At 45.5% G+C, this 16,497-nt stretch carries 13 protein-coding genes; 7 read left to right on the forward strand and 6 right to left on the reverse strand.

The window, feature by feature from the left end:
- Positions 1–35: 35 nt before the first annotated feature.
- Together AC23N5_RS06925 and AC23N5_RS06930 are read left to right on the forward strand one after the other, a co-directional pair.
- Positions 36–815 carry a polyprenol monophosphomannose synthase gene (locus AC23N5_RS06925; protein ID WP_183974417.1) on the forward strand — a complete coding sequence of 260 codons (780 nt, stop codon included), beginning with the start codon at positions 36–38 and terminating at the stop codon, positions 813–815.
- A 156-nt stretch (positions 816–971) separates the two neighbouring features.
- Positions 972–1,505 (forward strand): YceI family protein, encoded by a 534-nt coding sequence (locus AC23N5_RS06930; RefSeq protein ID WP_122933394.1) that lies wholly within the window; start codon positions 972–974, stop codon positions 1,503–1,505.
- Between the two features lie 84 nt (positions 1,506–1,589).
- On the opposite strand, the gene AC23N5_RS06935 is transcribed toward AC23N5_RS06930, so the two are convergent.
- The 5 genes from AC23N5_RS06935 to AC23N5_RS06955 all read right to left on the reverse strand — a co-directional run bounded on the left by AC23N5_RS06935 (position 1,590) and on the right by AC23N5_RS06955 (position 9,667).
- Positions 1,590–2,612 carry a lytic transglycosylase domain-containing protein gene (locus tag AC23N5_RS06935; protein ID WP_487754984.1) on the reverse strand — a complete coding sequence of 341 codons (1,023 nt, stop codon included), beginning with the start codon at positions 2,610–2,612 and terminating at the stop codon, positions 1,590–1,592.
- Positions 2,613–2,902: 290 nt separating this feature from the next.
- Positions 2,903–4,390, reverse strand: a complete 1,488-nt coding sequence (locus tag AC23N5_RS06940; protein ID WP_183974419.1) for a GH3 auxin-responsive promoter family protein — start codon at positions 4,388–4,390, stop codon at positions 2,903–2,905.
- A gap of 95 nt (positions 4,391–4,485) precedes the next feature.
- Positions 4,486–6,951, reverse strand: coding sequence for an OmpA family protein (locus AC23N5_RS06945; protein ID WP_487754985.1), 2,466 nt, complete (start codon positions 6,949–6,951; stop codon positions 4,486–4,488).
- Positions 6,952–7,008: 57 nt separating this feature from the next.
- On the reverse strand, positions 7,009–9,339 hold the full coding sequence (locus tag AC23N5_RS06950) for a T9SS type B sorting domain-containing protein (RefSeq protein ID WP_487754986.1): 2,331 nt from the start codon (positions 9,337–9,339) through the stop codon (positions 7,009–7,011).
- Positions 9,340–9,463: 124 nt separating this feature from the next.
- Complete coding sequence (locus AC23N5_RS06955) at positions 9,464–9,667, reverse strand: cold-shock protein (protein WP_122933399.1); 204 nt, start codon at positions 9,665–9,667, stop codon at positions 9,464–9,466.
- 301 nt (positions 9,668–9,968) lie between these two features.
- Here AC23N5_RS06955 and AC23N5_RS06960 point away from each other — a divergent pair, with 301 nt between their 5' ends.
- Positions 9,969–10,190, forward strand: a complete 222-nt coding sequence (locus AC23N5_RS06960) for a PspC domain-containing protein (protein WP_028525989.1) — start codon at positions 9,969–9,971, stop codon at positions 10,188–10,190.
- Between the two features lie 8 nt (positions 10,191–10,198).
- Here AC23N5_RS06960 and udk read toward each other — a convergent pair whose 3' ends face one another.
- Positions 10,199–10,816: a uridine kinase gene (udk, locus tag AC23N5_RS06965; RefSeq protein WP_122933400.1), complete on the reverse strand. Its 618-nt coding sequence runs from the start codon at positions 10,814–10,816 to the stop codon at positions 10,199–10,201.
- Positions 10,817–11,023: 207 nt separating this feature from the next.
- Between udk and cysS the strand changes: the two genes are divergently transcribed.
- From cysS to AC23N5_RS06985, 4 genes are all read left to right on the forward strand, one after another.
- A complete protein-coding gene (cysS, locus tag AC23N5_RS06970) occupies positions 11,024–12,559 on the forward strand; it encodes a cysteine--tRNA ligase (protein WP_487754987.1) in 1,536 nt (511 codons plus the stop codon).
- Positions 12,560–12,579: 20 nt separating this feature from the next.
- A complete protein-coding gene (locus AC23N5_RS06975; RefSeq protein ID WP_487754988.1) occupies positions 12,580–13,143 on the forward strand; it encodes a DUF192 domain-containing protein in 564 nt (187 codons plus the stop codon).
- A 58-nt stretch (positions 13,144–13,201) separates the two neighbouring features.
- Positions 13,202–13,975, forward strand: coding sequence for a Fic family protein (locus AC23N5_RS06980; RefSeq protein ID WP_487754989.1), 774 nt, complete (start codon positions 13,202–13,204; stop codon positions 13,973–13,975).
- 121 nt (positions 13,976–14,096) lie between these two features.
- The gene (locus AC23N5_RS06985; protein ID WP_487754990.1) at positions 14,097–16,475 is read left to right on the forward strand and encodes a T9SS type B sorting domain-containing protein; all 2,379 of its coding nucleotides are present in this window, start codon (positions 14,097–14,099) and stop codon (positions 16,473–16,475) included.
- Positions 16,476–16,497 lie beyond the last annotated feature (22 nt).

Raw genomic sequence — 16,497 nt, forward strand, 5'->3', positions numbered from 1 at the left:
TTAGAGCAGTTATTATCCCCAAACCCGCTAAAGCTATGAAAGAGTGTGTGGTAGTGATTCCGACGTACAACGAGATTGAGAACATTGAAGCGATTATTCGCCGTGTGATGGGTCTTTCGCAGCCTTTTGACATCCTGATTGTGGATGATGGCTCACCCGACGGCACTGCGCTCAAAGTAAAAGAGCTTCAAAACGAATTTACTGGTCGCTTGCATATTTTGGAACGAAAAGGTAAACAAGGGCTGGGCACGGCCTACATCCACGGTTTCAAATGGGCGATTCGGGAAGGATACCGCTATTTGTTTGAAATGGATGCTGATTTCTCGCACAACCCTGCCGATTTGGAACGCCTTTACCAAGCCTGTTCCGAAGGAGGTAGCGACATGGCGATTGGTTCGCGTTACATCAAGGGTGTCAACGTGGTCAACTGGCCAATGGGGCGGGTTCTGATGTCCTACTTTGCGGGCGTGTATGTGCGTTTTGTGACGGGTATGCAAATCATGGATCCTACGGCGGGTTTTATTTGCTACAAACGCGAAGTGCTTCAAGGCATTGGCCTCGACGACATCAAGTTTGTAGGTTATGCTTTCCAGATTGAAATGAAGTTTAATACGTGGAAATACGGATACCAAATTACGGAAGTACCGATTATTTTCACGGACCGTACCAAGGGAGTCTCCAAAATGTCCACTAAGATTTTTAAGGAAGCAGTTTTAGGGGTTCTTTATCTTAAAATTCGCAGCTTCTTTAAAACCTATATTCGACACAACGAGCCGAAAGAAGTGCCCATCATGGGCGTTACTGAAATGGCTTAATCAAATTTTATTTTCTAAAAAACCGCTTTAGGCACGCCTAAGGCGGTTTTTTTATGTTGTAAAAAATATTTTTCGTAAAATGTATTGACATTATATGTATATACATATATATTTGCATCATCAATTTTGATATAACTCAATTAAGACAATAAAGCAATGGCAACTTCAACATGGGTAATCGACCCAACACACTCAGAAGTACAGTTTAAAGTAAAGCACCTTGTGATTTCAACTGTAACAGGTAGCTTCAAATCATTTGAAGGTTCAGTTCAAACTGAAGGCGACAGCTTCGACGGGGCGAGCATCCAATTTACAGCCGACGTAAACAGCATTGATACCAACATGGAGCAGCGCGATGGGCACTTAAAAAGCGCCGATTTCTTTGATGCCGAAAACTTCCCTACCCTTTCGTTTGCTTCTACGTCATTTGTTCAAAAAGGTGATGACGAATTTACACTTACGGGAGATTTGACCCTTAGAGGTGTAACAAAATCTATCAGCCTTGCCGTTAACTACGGTGGTCAAATGGTTGATTTTTACGGAAATACCAAAGCTGGTTTTGAACTTACAGGAAAAATCAACCGTAAAGATTTTGGTTTGAACTGGGGAGCAGTAACCGAAGCAGGTGGTGTGGTAGTAAGCGACGAAGTGAAACTTCACTTCAATATCCAAGTGGCAAAACAAGCGTAATTAACTTTTGCTTTGCTACTTACAACAAAAGCGGCGATTTTCTGATGAAAATCGCCGCTTTTGTTTGTACTACTAGAAAGGCTACTAAGCCGCTAAAGGCGAAGCAATGCTTAAATCTAGGCTACGCGACTCGGCCAACAACGCTTTGAGGTCGTTGCGACGGCGGTAGTTTAAGCGGATGGCACGCCACCAAATGTAGCGCTGATGCTTTTCCGAATTTTGTGCCAATTCGAGGTCTGCTTTTTCCTCATTATAAGGAAAATGAAATACCCCTGTTCGTTTGAACGAAAGTGGGATTAGCTCTTCAAAGCCTGTGACCAGCGCTTCATTGAGCGAAGTCACAACTTCCGCAAGCTGCAATTCGTTGGCGGCATTTGGTTTTACCTTAATTTTCGGTGGCGCGACCAAGCCCAAAGCCAAGCCAAACTGCTTCATAAACTTAACGAGCGAAACCTCTTCCAGAATCACGGGTGCATATACCTCTGGGCGCGTAAAGAGCTCTTTTGCCGCTAAAACGCGGTAGAGATACTTACGGTTCTCGGCACTGATACGAAGTTTGTAGTACCCCGTTTTACCGTGCCGACCCAGGTATTTTCTTACTTTGGTAGGCCCTGCGTTATAAGCAGCAGCTACCATCGACCACGACCCAAGTTCGTGGTAGAGGTTGACAAAATACTGACAAGCGGCGTGTGTAGATTTCACTAAATCTTCCCGCTCATCGACGTTTCCGTTGATGACTAAACCCATCGCACGGGCTGTTTGTGGCATAAATTGCCAATACCCATAAGCACCTCGGTGCGAAACCGCCTTTGCTTCAAGCGCGCTTTCAACGACACACAGGTATTTAAAATCTGAAGGGACTTGGTACTGCTTGAGAATGGGATCAATTACCCGAAAGAATTTCTGCGCGCGAGGTTTTATCTCGTGCAGGGGCATACTAGCTGTATGCATCAACGCAGATTGAAAATAAGTAAGTACCTGCTTTTCGTAAACTGGCAATGGTTCGTCACAAAAACGGATACAAGTAGATTCGTTAAAGCCCTCGGCTTGCGCTCCTACTGTGTACAACAGAAGTGTTGAAAGAATAAGACATTGTTTCCTTTTCAAAACAAATTTTGGTTAGTTAAACATTGCGACGTATAGCCTTAAAAAAGTCACAGGACGCCGCTTTTCCATAGCTGATTTTGCTTTGTTAACGTAAAGTTAGTAAAAAATTGTACAATTACCCAAATATTTATCGGTAGATTATCAGGTAGTTGCAAAAAATCACTCTACGTTTTATCACAAAGGAATCAAAAACCGTGCCTAATTCTTAGCCGTTTTTACGAGCAAAAATCAACAAAAAAAGGTCGCCTTTTTACAGCAACCTTTCTTCTAGCCTTTGGGGCTTTTATTGGTTATTTGGCCAAAGCATCGGCTATTTTTCGGTCATTTGCCAAACGAGGGACTTTGTTTTGCCCACCTAATTTTCCCTGCGAACGCATGTAGTCAATGAACGCATTTTTGGGAAGAGAGGTAATCTTGAGCGGGCGTAAAATACTTCCCGAAATCAAATCATCGTAATAGACGTTTAATTTTGCCAAACGTTCGTCAATATCTTTGGCAAACTGCTCCATGTTCTTAGGGAGTGTTGCAAATTCAATGAGCCACTCGTGATAAGGCAACCCTTCTGAAGGAGTCACCATCGGAGCCACGGTAAATTCTACGACTTCGGTTTCGGGATGGCGCTGCATCGCGTATTGAAGTGCCTTCTCCACCTCTTCGCCAATGACGTGCTCGCCAAAGGCCGAAATAAAGTGTTTGATGCGCCCAGTCACCAGCAAACGATACGGGTCTTTAGACACAAATTTCACGGTATCGCCAATCGAATACCCCCACAACCCCGCATTGTTGTTGATAATCAGGGCGTAGTTTTTACCCACTTCCACTTGTTCGAGGGTCAAGCGAGTGGGGTTTTCGTTGAAAAACTCGTCGGCAGGAATAAACTCGTAGAAAATACCCGTATCGGCCAACAACAACAAGCCTTCAGAATCTTGGGAATCTTGGTAGGCAATAAAACCCTCCGAAGCAGGGTACATTTCAATCGAATCAATTTTTTTGCCAATCGAGTCAAATAATTTGGCACGATACGGTTCAAAATTTACCCCACCATAAACAAACAATTGAAAGTCAGGGAAAACATCCTTGATGGGTTTGCCCGTACGCGCAATGATACGATCAAAATACATCTGCACCCAAGGTGGAATGCCCGAGATAAGCGACATCGGTTGATGAATCGTTTCGTCGATGATGCGCTCTAGTTTTTCTTCCCACTCCTCAATACAATTGGTTTCGTAGGTAGGCATTTGATTGGTGCGTAGGTACGCGGGCACGTGATGGTTGGAGATACCCGACAAACGACCCGTGGGCACGCTTCCTTTGGTATCTAAAACGGGACTACCCGACAAGAAGATAAGTTTTTGGTCTAAAAACTCTGCTTTGCCTGTTTCGTGAATGTAATTCAAAAGGGCATTGCGGGCCGAATCAATGTGATTGGAGATAGAGTCTTTACTAATAGGGATGTATTTAGTACCAGAAGTAGTACCCGATGTTTTGGCAAAATAAATAGGCTTGGCAGGCCACAAGACGTCGTCTTGGCCATCGATAACTTGTTGGATATACCCTTTCAGGTCTTCATAATCCCGAACAGGGACGGCTTGTTTAAAATCTTCGTACGAATATATATCCTTAAAAAAGTGGTCTCGTCCGAACACCGTATGTTTGGCTTGACCAATCAGGCGCTGACGCCATTTGTCTTGAGCGGCGGGTGCATTGTACATCCACCCTTGTTGCTGGTTAGCAATATACCGAGCCAGTGGCTTACTAAGCGAAGAGCGAAAGCCCATTTTTTCGTAGTTATAATGGTTATACGGAAAGGCAATACACCTACCGACGCACCAAAAATAGACGATTTATGGCGTTTGCTCAAAAAAAGCGTTGTTTATCTAATTTCTACGACTTTAAATTCGGTTCTGCGGTTGCGTCTGTATTCGGCTTCTGTACAAATCACTCCATCAACGCACCCGTTTACTGGCATACTTTCGCCCATCCCTGTTGCTTTTAGTCGCTTACGAGCCACGCCTTTTGCTACCATATAGTTAACAATTTCTTGTGCTCTATTTTGGGATACTGTTTTGTTGCGATTGGCTTCACCACGGCTATCGGTATGCGAAAGAATCTCCGCTTGCAACGACGGATAACGCTTCATCGTAGCCACTAGCTTGTCTAGTTCACGGGCGGCGTCGGGGCTAATGGTGCGCTTGCCTTGGTCGTGGTAGATGTTGTCTAATTGCACAATATCCCCTTTTTTTAGCAACCCCACATCGTTTGACAATACTTTTGGTGCGGTTTTCTTCGGTACTCTGGCGATTTTGAGGGTGTTTGTCCCGTAAGTGTCTTTGGAGTAAATCAAGGTATAGTCACAACCTTCCAAAATCTCAAAATCATACTTACCATCAGGCCCCGTAATCGTTTCGTATATTTTTTTATCACACTCGTTTCGTAACCTTACCAATACTCCTTCAATCGGTTGACGGTCGGTTTCGGTCCGTACGATTCCCCTAACGCGCGAATGTTTGAGGTTTTGAAGCGAATCAGTCAGGGATGTTTTTTTTTTTTGAGGATTTTCGTTTTGGCTCACCATTGTTTGAAGCACCACAGGATGCGCCAAACTAAGTTCTAACCGTGTGGGTTTGTCGTCGGTCAGGTGGTGGGTAGAAAAACCGACGGTATTATCAACAAAACCCTCTTTTGACACCGTAAAAATGAAATCGTTATCAGACGCCAAACAAAGATGCGCCCAGCCATCGGCATCAGTTTGAAGTGTTTTCTCGGTTGACTCTCCTCCTATTTTAGAACGAATGGCAATCGTTGCACTGTCGAGGCGTTGCATGGTTTCGGCATCAAACACGCGCAATAACAGCTCCCGACATTCGTACAACGAGCTTTCACGCGTGAAGCGGTAAATATCATCGTCGCCCTCGCGGCGGTTGCTACTAAAATACCCCGTGGTACGCGCCCCGTCGGTTACAATGCCAAAATCATCGGCTTTAGAGTTGATAGGAGCGTCTAGGTGAATGACCTCAATCACCTTGGTTCCGTCTTTGCTCAATACGGCATAGTATAAGTCAAGGCCGCCCAATCCGCCTTTTCTTCCCGAGGTAGAAAAATAGAGGTTCCCTACTTCATCCACAAACGGAAATACTTCATCTTGGCGGGTATTGAGCTCTTTGCCCATATTGATCGGCTTCGACCACTGTTCATTTTCCCAACGCGACACGTAAATATCTTTCCCTCCCATTCCTTTTGGCATATCTGAAACGAAATACAACAAATTGCCGTCTTTGCTCAACGCGGGGTGGGCGGTAGAATATTCGTCACTGTTAAACCCAAGCTCCTGCACGTTCGTCCAGTCGCCATTGCCCCACTGCGCCGTGTATAACTTTAATTTGATGTTGTTGTCTTCACTCATCCCTTTTTGACCTTCATTGAAGTTGTTGCGGGTAAAGATGATGCGTGAACCATCGGCACTAAAAGTTGCAGGGCCTTCGTGAAAGCGGGTATTCAATTCTTTGCTAAACGAAACTGGCTTGCCAGGTTTGGCCACCTCACCCGTGGACGTAGCGGCTTCGCTGTTAAGTCCGTAGGAATTATAGCTGCCTAACGTACGTGAATCGTTGGAAGTAGGACGCGTGTAGGCATCACTACCCAAACGGCTGCTTTTGGAGGCTGAGGCTGTGGGCCTATTGGCTTCTTTGCCACTTGTTTCTGTTCCATCCGAATGAAGGGTAGTCGTTGCCTTAATTTCGTCGCGATTCGGAATATAAAACAAATCGAGGTATCCTTTTTGCGTTGACTCCGAAGACACCGACGTCTTGCCCGACAAATACACCAAGCCGTCTTTATAGTACATAGGACTAAATTCGGCGTCGGAGGTATTGATCCCCAAGTAATCTAAACGGTACGTAATTCGTTTTTTGGTATAGGTTTGAGCACTTTGCATCTGTCGGCCTTCTTGCTGTTTTTCAGCTTGGTAGCGCTCAAAATACCGTTGCGACTCCTGCATTTGTCCGAGATTGGCCAACACTTTTGCGTAGTGTAAATAGTGCGTAGTAAGCCCTCCCGAAAGCCCTTTTTCGGCCAATGCTTGCTGGTAAAAACTAGCCGCTCTTTCGCTATCTCCCAATTGGAGATACGCATACCCCATGTTGAGAAAAGTCATCTGACGTTGGTTAGCGGGAAGCAACCCATCGTCGATAACGTCTTGATACAATGCAATTGCCTTGGCGTAAGCTTGTGTATCAAACTGACGATTGGCTTGTTGGAGCAACGTCTCACGAACGGGCGTTTGTGCCATTGCTGAAACTGAAACCAATGCAGCTAAACAAAGATGCTTGAGTTTATTCATGGGTGATTGCATTTTTACCCAGTAGGGTTCTCCTAATAATTTTTTAACGAATGATGCTTAACGACTTATTGTCAAAAATCTTGAAAACTCGCGTCCATCACTCAGTTTAATAACATAGAAATAAGTTCCTGTCGTGAGTGCCCCTTGCAGGCCTCCGTTCCAGTCGTTTTTATAGTCATCGGCCTGGTACACAATCCCTCCCCAGCGGTTGTAAATCTCCACCGAAGCCTTGAGTGCGGTTGGCTTTTTAATCACAAAAAAATCGTTGATGCCGTCTGAGTTAGGCGAAAAACCTTCGGGAATAAACACGTCTTTATCGTCACCACGGAGGGTGTTCAAAGCGATGGGCGTTGGCTCTGCATCGTCGGTAGGGTCTTCGTTTTGGTTAATGTCGGGCCAGTTGCCATTGGCAGATTTATCGGCGCAGAGATGGCCGTTCATGTCCAATGCTGTTACAAAAGCCGTATTGTAGAAAACCGAGTCTTGGGCGTTGGTAAAATCTATGGTTATTTTGAAATTGACCGCCCGTGCCTGCCCTGCCGTTAGGTTACACTCTTCAGGAATCAGCAGTTCATAGTTGCCATTTCTACCCGTAAAGGTAGTATCAAGCCCCCATTTTACTTCGGTGTTTGTGACAGGATCCATCACCACCACCGACGGTTTCCCAACAATCACAGCACCGTTGTTAAACACTTTGTCGAGGCTATCGACCATCCGTACTTCCACGAGGTCGTTGGCACCCATGTTTACTACCTGAATGCTGTATTCGATTTCGAACAAATTGGTACTGAGTCGTTTCCAACTTTTCACCACTTTGTTGACCCCAATCATTTCTTTCGGTCTGTCGGTATTTGCATCTATTTTGAGCTCAACCAACGACGAACCTGCCTGACAAGGGCCTGCGCCATCGGGGTCGTCGCTGCTAAACCGAATTGTCACTTTTCCCGCCTGACGGTCTTCGGGCGAAGGGGCATAAATCACTGACAGTCCATTGGTCGTATTAAACGTTCCTGTGCCATTGCTACTCCACGTCCCTGAGCTAGCGGAGCCTCCGATTTTGCCTTCAAGATAGTGGTTGCCAATGGTTGTCCGCTCCGTTATGGTAATGAGCGCTGTCGCAGGGTTGTTGATACACACCGCCAATGGCTTGTCGCAAGGAGTAATATTGACCGCCACCGCCGCTGGCGCACTGTAGCAACCATTGGCATTTCGGGCGAATAAATAGTAAGTGCGATTTTCGGAAATAGCACCCACATCTGCTACCAACGCTGACGTAGGTGAGTTACCCATTCGAGCTTCGTAATAAATCCCTTCAGCGGCTTTTTGTTGAAGCGCGCTCGACAAATCTACCGTCACAAATGGACAATTATTTTTGAGTTGGGCAGCCACAACAGGCATAGCAGGGGCTTGGCTTTGTACTGAAATAACCACTGGCTGAGACACGCTACTCTGGCATTCGCCACGCACACAAATGGCCGTATATTGGGTTTGTTGCGTTGGCTTTACGGTAAGGGTTCGGCCTTGGTCATTCGTATTCCAAAGCACTGCACCGTTGCAGCTTTCGGCGGTTAGCACTACTTCTTCTCCTTGGCAGATGACGGTTTTTGATGCTTTTAAAACGGGTGTTACGGGCGGTGCTACTTCGAGTCGTAGGGTACTTTCTACCGCTTTACAAACTGACGATGCACAAAACACCGAATAATTGGTGGACGTTTCGGGTTTGACCATTATGCTTTTCCCTACTTCTCCCGTTGACCATTTTATTTGCCCGCTGCAATTCCCTCGGGCTGTCAGTGTACTGCTTTCGCCTTTGCATATGGCCGCTTTCGTGGCAGAAATCAGCAATGGTTCGCCTCCTACCACGGACACGATGACGTCGTCGGCAAAGCAACTTACGCAGCCTTCGGTGCGGCAGGTGGCCGTATATTTTGTGGTGTTGATGGGTTGCACTTGAATGCTCGCCCCCAACATACCATTCGACCAAATGAAGTTTCCTGCGCAGCCCGTGGCCGTCAGGGTAACAGTATCGCCCAAGCAGACGCTCGTTTTATTGGCTTTTACAACAGGCGTTGCTGGAATCGTAACGGTAATTGGGAGGGCATTTGATGAAGCACTTTTGCAGCTATCTTTTTGACAATAGGCGGTGTAGGTGGTTGTTTTTGATGGATATACCGTCAGTGGGCTACCTGTTTTGCCATTCGACCAAACCACGGTTCCACTACACCCTGCTGCTTTCAAAATAATCGGCTGTCCAGCGCACGTTACTTGCTTTTCACTACTTATCGTGGGGGCCGACAATCCATCGCAATCTTGCACACCGCTTGCCCAACTGAGCTGAGCTAGGAGTGTTGTCAAGAAAAACAAGCCGATTGGTAATGATACTTTCATAAATAACTGTAAACCCTAAAAATTTTCAGTTAATAAAAATATCATAAATCGTGCCAAAGGCATCTGGACAAAAAAATAGGGAACGCTTTAAGGCGTTCCCCATCCCGTTTTGCCAACGTAAAGATTATATTTTCCTTACCTTCGCTGCATTCACGCCTTTTTTGCCTTCCACAGCCTCAAACTCAACGCGGTCTTTCTCACGAATGACAAGGCCACCTAAAGCAGTCACGTGTACAAAAATTTCTTGTTGTTTGTCGCCCGGTTCGTCAAGTATAATGAAACCATACCCTTTTGCTTCATTAAAAAACTTTACTGTTCCTGTTTGCATTGTACTACTAAAATTAAGAAAAATGAGAAAATAATTTAAGGGATTGATTGCCAATCACCTCATTTATAAGAACATTACAAAGGCCCGACAAGCGCTAATCAGTGAGATAAAAAGTAACAAGCTCACTATCAGAAAAATGCCTTGACTACCTTTGCATTGCATTCACAATGAAGTTTTGATGCAACCTTGAAACAAAATTATAAAATAAATGTTACATGTCAAGTTATCTAACTTGTTATTAAAAGGCTTGACATTCACATTTTCGTTCTGTAATTTCGCTTCTAAACTCTTCTAAAACGCTATGTACCGTTTCCGATATTTTATTGAAAACCAAATCTTTGGCGTTTGTTCGAGGTTGGGCGAAGTTCTCAACATTTCGGTCAGCAGCATTCGCCTCTACTTCATTTACGCCTCGTTCCTGACGTTTGGCTCTCCCATCATCATTTACTTAGCCATGGCTTTTTGGATGGAAATTGGCAAACATTTGCGCCGTCACAAAAATCCTACCATTTGGGAATGGTAAGCTACTAATTAGGATATTTTTGTTTTTAAGAACGATTTTACGACTTCCAAGCCACGGTGAAAATGACGATTATTAGGAATAATCAGGTCGGCATCTGCTTTGGAAGGCTTGATGAACTGTTCGTAAGTAGGAAAAACGTGGTTTTCCCAGCGGTAAAGCACGTCGGTCAAATCGTATCCACGTTCCACTTGATCACGAATGATACGTCGCTTGAGTTTAATGTGCTCTTTGGCGTCAATGTATATTTTCAGGTCGAGCAACTCAGAAATTTCTTTGAAATAAAACACAAATATACCTTCGACCACGATAATGGGGGTAGGCCGAAAAGTTAGCATTTGTGGAATAATATTAGGATTATTAAAGGTATATTCTAGTTTTTCAACTGGTTTACCTTCTCGAAGTTGAATGATATGTTCGGCATACGAACGGTGGTTGATGGCAATAGGCAAATCAAAATTATGAACCCCATTTTCATCCACTGGGACTTCGTGCCGAGGACGGTAATAGTGGTCTTGTGAAATGAGGCAAATTTCATCATCTGAAAATGCGCCCATCAAACTATTCAAAAAATACGTTTTTCCCGATGCACTCCCGCCCGTGATACCAACGATAAAAGGTTTTTTCATCCGGTAAAGTTACAGTTCCATCCGCAAATACTGAACTTCCAGCACGGATTTTGTACACGATGCCACAACAAATTGTTAGTTTTGCATTCATTTATTCTATTTTTAACTATGCCTATCACAAAATTTACTATCGCCTACTTCCGATGTTGCTGCTAACCTGTTTTGAATTTTAGTCTAAAACCTGAATAGTAGTAACTTATATATCTCATGAACCAACCACTCAAAATTTATAACTCCCTCACTCGACAGAAAGAACTTTTTGAACCCATCACCGCTCCGTACGTAGGAATGTACGTGTGTGGACCGACGGTTTATAACTACGTACACCTTGGGAACGTACGTACTTTTTTGACGTTCGACACGCTGTTTCGTTACCTTTCGCACATCGGTTATAAAGTACGCTATGTTCGCAACATTACCGATGTGGGTCACCTTGTGGGCGACGGCGACGAAGGTGAAGACAAAATCGGTCGCATGGCAAAACTGGAACAATTGGAACCCATGGAAATCGTTCAGCGCTATACCAACGATTTTCACCAAGTGTTAGACCAACTCAATTTCCGTCCACCGAGCATCGAGCCTACCGCTACAGGCCACTTGATTGAGCAGATTGAGGCCGTCAAAGACTTAATCTCGAAAGGGTTGGCATACGAATCAAACGGTTCGGTCTATTTTGACATCAATAAATACAACGGCCAAGGCCACAGCTACGGAAAGCTTTCGGGCAGGGTATTGGACGAACTATTGACCGAAACCCGCGAGCTCGAAGGAACCAGCGAAAAGCGCAATCCGCTCGACTTTGCCATTTGGAAAAAAGCCGCTCCCGAGCACATCATGCAGTGGGAATCGCCTTGGGGCAAAGGATTCCCAGGCTGGCACCTCGAATGTACTTGCATGAGTACCAAATACTTAGGAAAACAATTTGACATTCACGGTGGTGGAATGGACCTTAAATTCCCTCACCACGAATGCGAAATTGCCCAAGGAACGGGCATCAACGGCACCGACCCCGTGCGCTATTGGATGCACTCCAACATGCTCACCGTCAACGGGCAGAAGATGTCAAAGTCGCTCGGAAACTCGTTTTTACCACGTGAGCTGTTTGCGGGCGACCACCCGCTGCTCGACCAAGCGTACAGCCCAATGACGAGCCGTTTCTTCATGCTACAGTCGCAATACAGAAGTACGCTTGACTTCTCCAACGACGCTTTAAAAGGCTCACACAAAGCCTACAAGCGTCTGATGAACGGCTTAAAAGCCATCAAAGAAATGGCGTATATCCCTGCCGAAGTAACCACTAGCAGCGATAAAGTAGGCTTGAAAGTATCGACGCCATGCGTTCAGGTGGACGAGAAAAAAGTCGCTGACATCCAGAAATCAGTTCAAGGGTTTTACGATGCGATGAACGACGACTTAAACACGGCCGTGGCTATCGCGCAGCTATTTAACATGTTGAAATACATCAACATGCTTTATTTGAATCAGCTTGTTCCTGCGGCTTTGGGAGAAGACGGATTTGCAGCGCTCAAAAACAACTTTATCACTTTTACGGAAGAAATTCTGGGTTTGGTAGAAGAACGCAGCGAAAACGATGCGGTCTTAAACGGGATGCTCGACCTATACCGCGAATACAAAGCCGCCCAACAATACGAGAAAGTGGACCAAATTCGTTCGTATTTCAAAACGCAAAGCTTGGTCATCCGCGACATGAAACACCGCATCGACTGGGCGTACGAAGAGTAGGTCATAATCCAAACACATTCATGCAAAAGAGAAGCGCTTACTTCAGTTATATTTTGTTAGCCATTTTTGTACTGGCAGGGGTTTTGTACATCGCAAGACCTCTGCTAGTAGCAGACCATGACGAGGCTGCACCAGTCGCCGACGCCCCTGCGCCATCGGCGATCCCCGAAAGCTCAGCCCCTGCCACGGCTCCCGCCGCTACGAGCAGCGGCATTACAAAGGAGGGCGAAGTTGCTTTTTTGCGTGGAGGTCAAGTGTTCCGCAAAATCGACGTTGAAATTGCTGAAAACGATGCAGAACGCGCCAAAGGGCTGATGTTTCGTCCGTATCTTTCAGATTCGGTAGGAATGCTTTTTGTGTTTGAATATGCTACTCCTCAATCGTTTTGGATGAAAAACACGATGATTTCGCTGGATATTATTTACGTTGACTCTGGCAAAAAAATCGTTTCTATTCAGAAAAATGCAAAGCCTTATTCAGAAGAAAGTTTGCCTTCCTACGGTGAAGCCCAATACGTAGTGGAAGTAAACGGCGGTTACTGCGACAAATACGGTGTGAAGGTCGGTGATACGATTGCTTTCTAATACTAAAAATCACTTTAAAAGACCCAATTGTCGGTATTGATAGCCACCGCACAAGGCGATGAATCTGGAAGTAATCAAAATAGAATTATTGGAGGATTACCTAACGCTAGTGCCCAAAGATTTAGCACAACGTTTTGATGCCCTGAAAGATGCAGACATTTCAACCGATACGTTTAGCTTTCATACTTCTGTCTCTGCGATGGCTTCAAGCAAAATTGAGGGCGAGCCAATGGAAATTGATAGTTATATTAAACATAAAATGCTGAATATAGCGTATTTACAAGATTTAGTAGAGAAACCCAACGACTTATACAACGCTTATTTATTTGCTCAAAAAAAACGACTCACTCAAAAAAACTTTTTAGAAGCCCACAAACTCCTTGCAGCTCATCTTTTAGAAGCCCGCCAAAGAGGTGTATGCCGTAAGCATAATATGGTGGTTATGGAACACAAAACCTTTCGCATTCAATACGAGGCGGCCTTGTGGAATGAAGTCGAAACGTTAGTTGATAAACTTTGGAACGATATTGAAAAACTCAAGAAAGCAAAACTATCAACACCAGAAGTATTTTATTTTGCGTCTTTTATTCATCTTGCTTTTGTAAATATTCATCCATTTGAAGATGGAAACGGCAGGGCTGGAAGATTACTCGAAAAATGGTTTATTGCGCAAAAATTAGGCAAAAAAGCGTGGTTTATGCAAAGTGAATTAAATTACTACAGAAATGTAAACAGCTATTACAACAATTTGAATCAACTGGGTATATTTTATGAGCAATTAGATTACACAAAAGCACTTCCTTTCCTATTAATGTTACCCAGTAGTTTATAATTATCAAAATCCAGCCTCAACGGTACCTTGCAAAACTATAAAGAAGACGTGAAGCTAGTGTTTTAAGCAGGTGCGAAATTGCGTCTTCGACGAATTTTGGGCAAAATAAATTCCTACAGTGATGAGAAGTTGGTTAACAGCGGTGGTTTTGGTGGTGTGTAGTGTAAGCAGTTGGGCCAATCACATCATTGGTGGCGACATTTCCGTGGCCCGCCGTAGCACTTCTTCTAACGATTTCACCATCACACTCACACTCATTTACGATGCAAACCTCCGCAGCACCGAAGACAACGCCTTTGTGTCGGTTTTTCGTAAAAGCGACAACAGTCGAATCGAAGATTTAACGCTCTCTCGCGTTGAAAAACAAGAACTCCCCTACACCAATGTTCGTTGCGTTGGCAGTCCGTCAGATGCTAAAAACACCTTGATTCGCTACACAGTCAACGCTCGTTTTTCGGCAGCGGCTTACAATGCCGCAGGAGGTTTTTATCTGGCATGGGAAGAATGCTGCCGCAACGGTAGTCTGCTCAATATCCAAACGCCCAGCCGCGTTGGACTTGTATTTTACGCCGAACTACCTCCGCTTGCCACCGTCAACAGCTCCCCCGTTTTTAAAGCACCCGAAATAAAATACACCTGCGCAGGGAAAGACGTAGAAGCCGATTTTAGTGCCACCGATACCGACAAAGACGAACTTACGTACAGCATCGTCACGCCATTTATTGGTTCTACCGATGGCGGCGGGACTTTCCCTACCAAAGCGCAGTCAGGCCCGTACAAACGCGCTACCTGGGCCACTGGTTTTGACAGTACCAAAGCGATTTCGGGCAAAATACCCTTAAAAATTGACCCTAAAACGGGTAAAATCACCGTTAACGCTTCGCAACTAGGTTCGTTTGCCTTTGCCGTTCGTTGTGAAGAATACCGCAACGGAACAAAAATCGGCGAAGTACGACGAGAGTTTGTTTTCCAAGTCGTTGACTGCATTTCCACGCCTCCTTCGGCTGTTTTTATCAACGTAAAATCAGCAACTTCGGGCGTTGTTCCTTCGATTCAGTCCAACGGCCACGTATCGGCATTAACCATGTGTGGAATCGACAGCGCAGTGCTAAAACCAGACGACGAAGATCCACAATGGGCTTACGAATGGCAGCGCGACGGAAAAACAATAGAAGGGAATACATCGGCATCTTTGGCTGTGAAACAAGCAGGCGTTTATACACTTCTCAAACGTTTTGCCCAAAGTTGCAGCGCCGAAGAGGTTGCGATCAACACCACCACCGTAAGCCTCAAAAGTACACCTTCGGTCAAGATTACCTCAAGCCGCCCGCTGCCCTTTTGTGATAGCGATAGCACCAATTTGAGCATCGAAACGGCAGCAAGCTCTACCGTGGCTTGGAAATACAACGGGCAAGCCGTCGGAAGTAATGCCTCCACCTTGTATTATGTCAAGCAAGCAGGTACGTACCAAGTAACCGCCACCGACGGCGTTTCCCAATGCCAAGCCAAAGACAGCGTTATTGTCAAATTGATAGCGGGGCCACCTGCTCCCATTTCTATTTCGGGGCCTCCCATTTTTTGTGCCAACGATTCGGTCAAACTCACCACGCCCAACGTCAAAACCTACGAGTACGTTTGGTACCAAGACAGGGTTCCTATTTTTTCGGTCATTACCAACGAATTATACCCGCAAAAATCAGGAAAATACAGCGTAGCGGTGGTCGATACGGCTACGCGCTGTGCCACGCGTTCGCTGGTGTTAGAGATTGTCGTCAAACCTTCCCCCAAAGTTGCGTTAGACTCTATTGCTCCGCTTTGTACCACTGCTCTCCAAGCAATCACCCTCAGAGGAACGCCCGCAGGGGGCGTGTTTAGCGGCAATGGAGTAACAGGCAATCGCTTTGTATCCCAAAACTTAGCGGCAGGTTCGTACCCCATCACCTACACTTATACCAATCCCGAAGGGTGTTCGGGCAAAGCCACTCGGCTGGCCAGGTTATCGCCCCCGCCCCGCGTCGATGGTACTGACCGATGGATTATGGTGAAAGGCGACAGCATCGAACTACGCATGCTTCCCCCGCTCAATTCGACCGTTTCGTGGTTTCCGAGCATCGGTTTGAGCAATCCCACTGTGGCACGTCCCTACGCCAGCCCCGACCGAACCACCACCTACACCCTCACCGTAAGTACCCCCGAAGGCTGTGTTTCGGAGAAAAAAATCACCGTTCTCGTCATTGATTTGAACATTCCAAACGGCTTTACGCCCAACGATGACGGCAGCAACGATACGTGGGAAATTGGGGGAATTGCCGATTACCCCAACTGCACCATCGAAGTGCTCAACCGTTGGGGAAATGTGGTTTTTAGCAGCAAAGGTTACAACAGCCCATGGGATGGCCGCTGGAACGGCGAATTGGTACCCGTCGGAATGTACTATTACCAGATTTATCTTCGAGAGGTAGAACACAAATTCACGGGGAGTTTGAGCGTGATTCGGTAATTTTATCGTAAAATCGCATCAA

This window comes from Runella sp. R5_40, assembly GCF_057652295.1.

Coding starts and splice junctions, on each gene's coding strand:
- AC23N5_RS06925 (WP_183974417.1), top strand. CDS start 36: ATGAAAGAGTGTGTGGTAGTGATTCCGACGTACAACGAGATTGAGAAC.
- AC23N5_RS06930 (WP_122933394.1), top strand. CDS start 972: ATGGCAACTTCAACATGGGTAATCGACCCAACACACTCAGAAGTACAG.
- AC23N5_RS06940 (WP_183974419.1), bottom strand. CDS start 4,390: ATGGGCTTTCGCTCTTCGCTTAGTAAGCCACTGGCTCGGTATATTGCT.
- AC23N5_RS06945 (WP_487754985.1), bottom strand. CDS start 6,951: ATGAATAAACTCAAGCATCTTTGTTTAGCTGCATTGGTTTCAGTTTCA.
- AC23N5_RS06950 (WP_487754986.1), bottom strand. CDS start 9,339: ATGAAAGTATCATTACCAATCGGCTTGTTTTTCTTGACAACACTCCTA.
- AC23N5_RS06955 (WP_122933399.1), bottom strand. CDS start 9,667: ATGCAAACAGGAACAGTAAAGTTTTTTAATGAAGCAAAAGGGTATGGT.
- AC23N5_RS06960 (WP_028525989.1), top strand. CDS start 9,969: ATGTACCGTTTCCGATATTTTATTGAAAACCAAATCTTTGGCGTTTGT.
- udk (WP_122933400.1), bottom strand. CDS start 10,816: ATGAAAAAACCTTTTATCGTTGGTATCACGGGCGGGAGTGCATCGGGA.
- cysS (WP_487754987.1), top strand. CDS start 11,024: ATGAACCAACCACTCAAAATTTATAACTCCCTCACTCGACAGAAAGAA.
- AC23N5_RS06975 (WP_487754988.1), top strand. CDS start 12,580: ATGCAAAAGAGAAGCGCTTACTTCAGTTATATTTTGTTAGCCATTTTT.
- AC23N5_RS06980 (WP_487754989.1), top strand. CDS start 13,202: ATGAATCTGGAAGTAATCAAAATAGAATTATTGGAGGATTACCTAACG.
- AC23N5_RS06985 (WP_487754990.1), top strand. CDS start 14,097: ATGAGAAGTTGGTTAACAGCGGTGGTTTTGGTGGTGTGTAGTGTAAGC.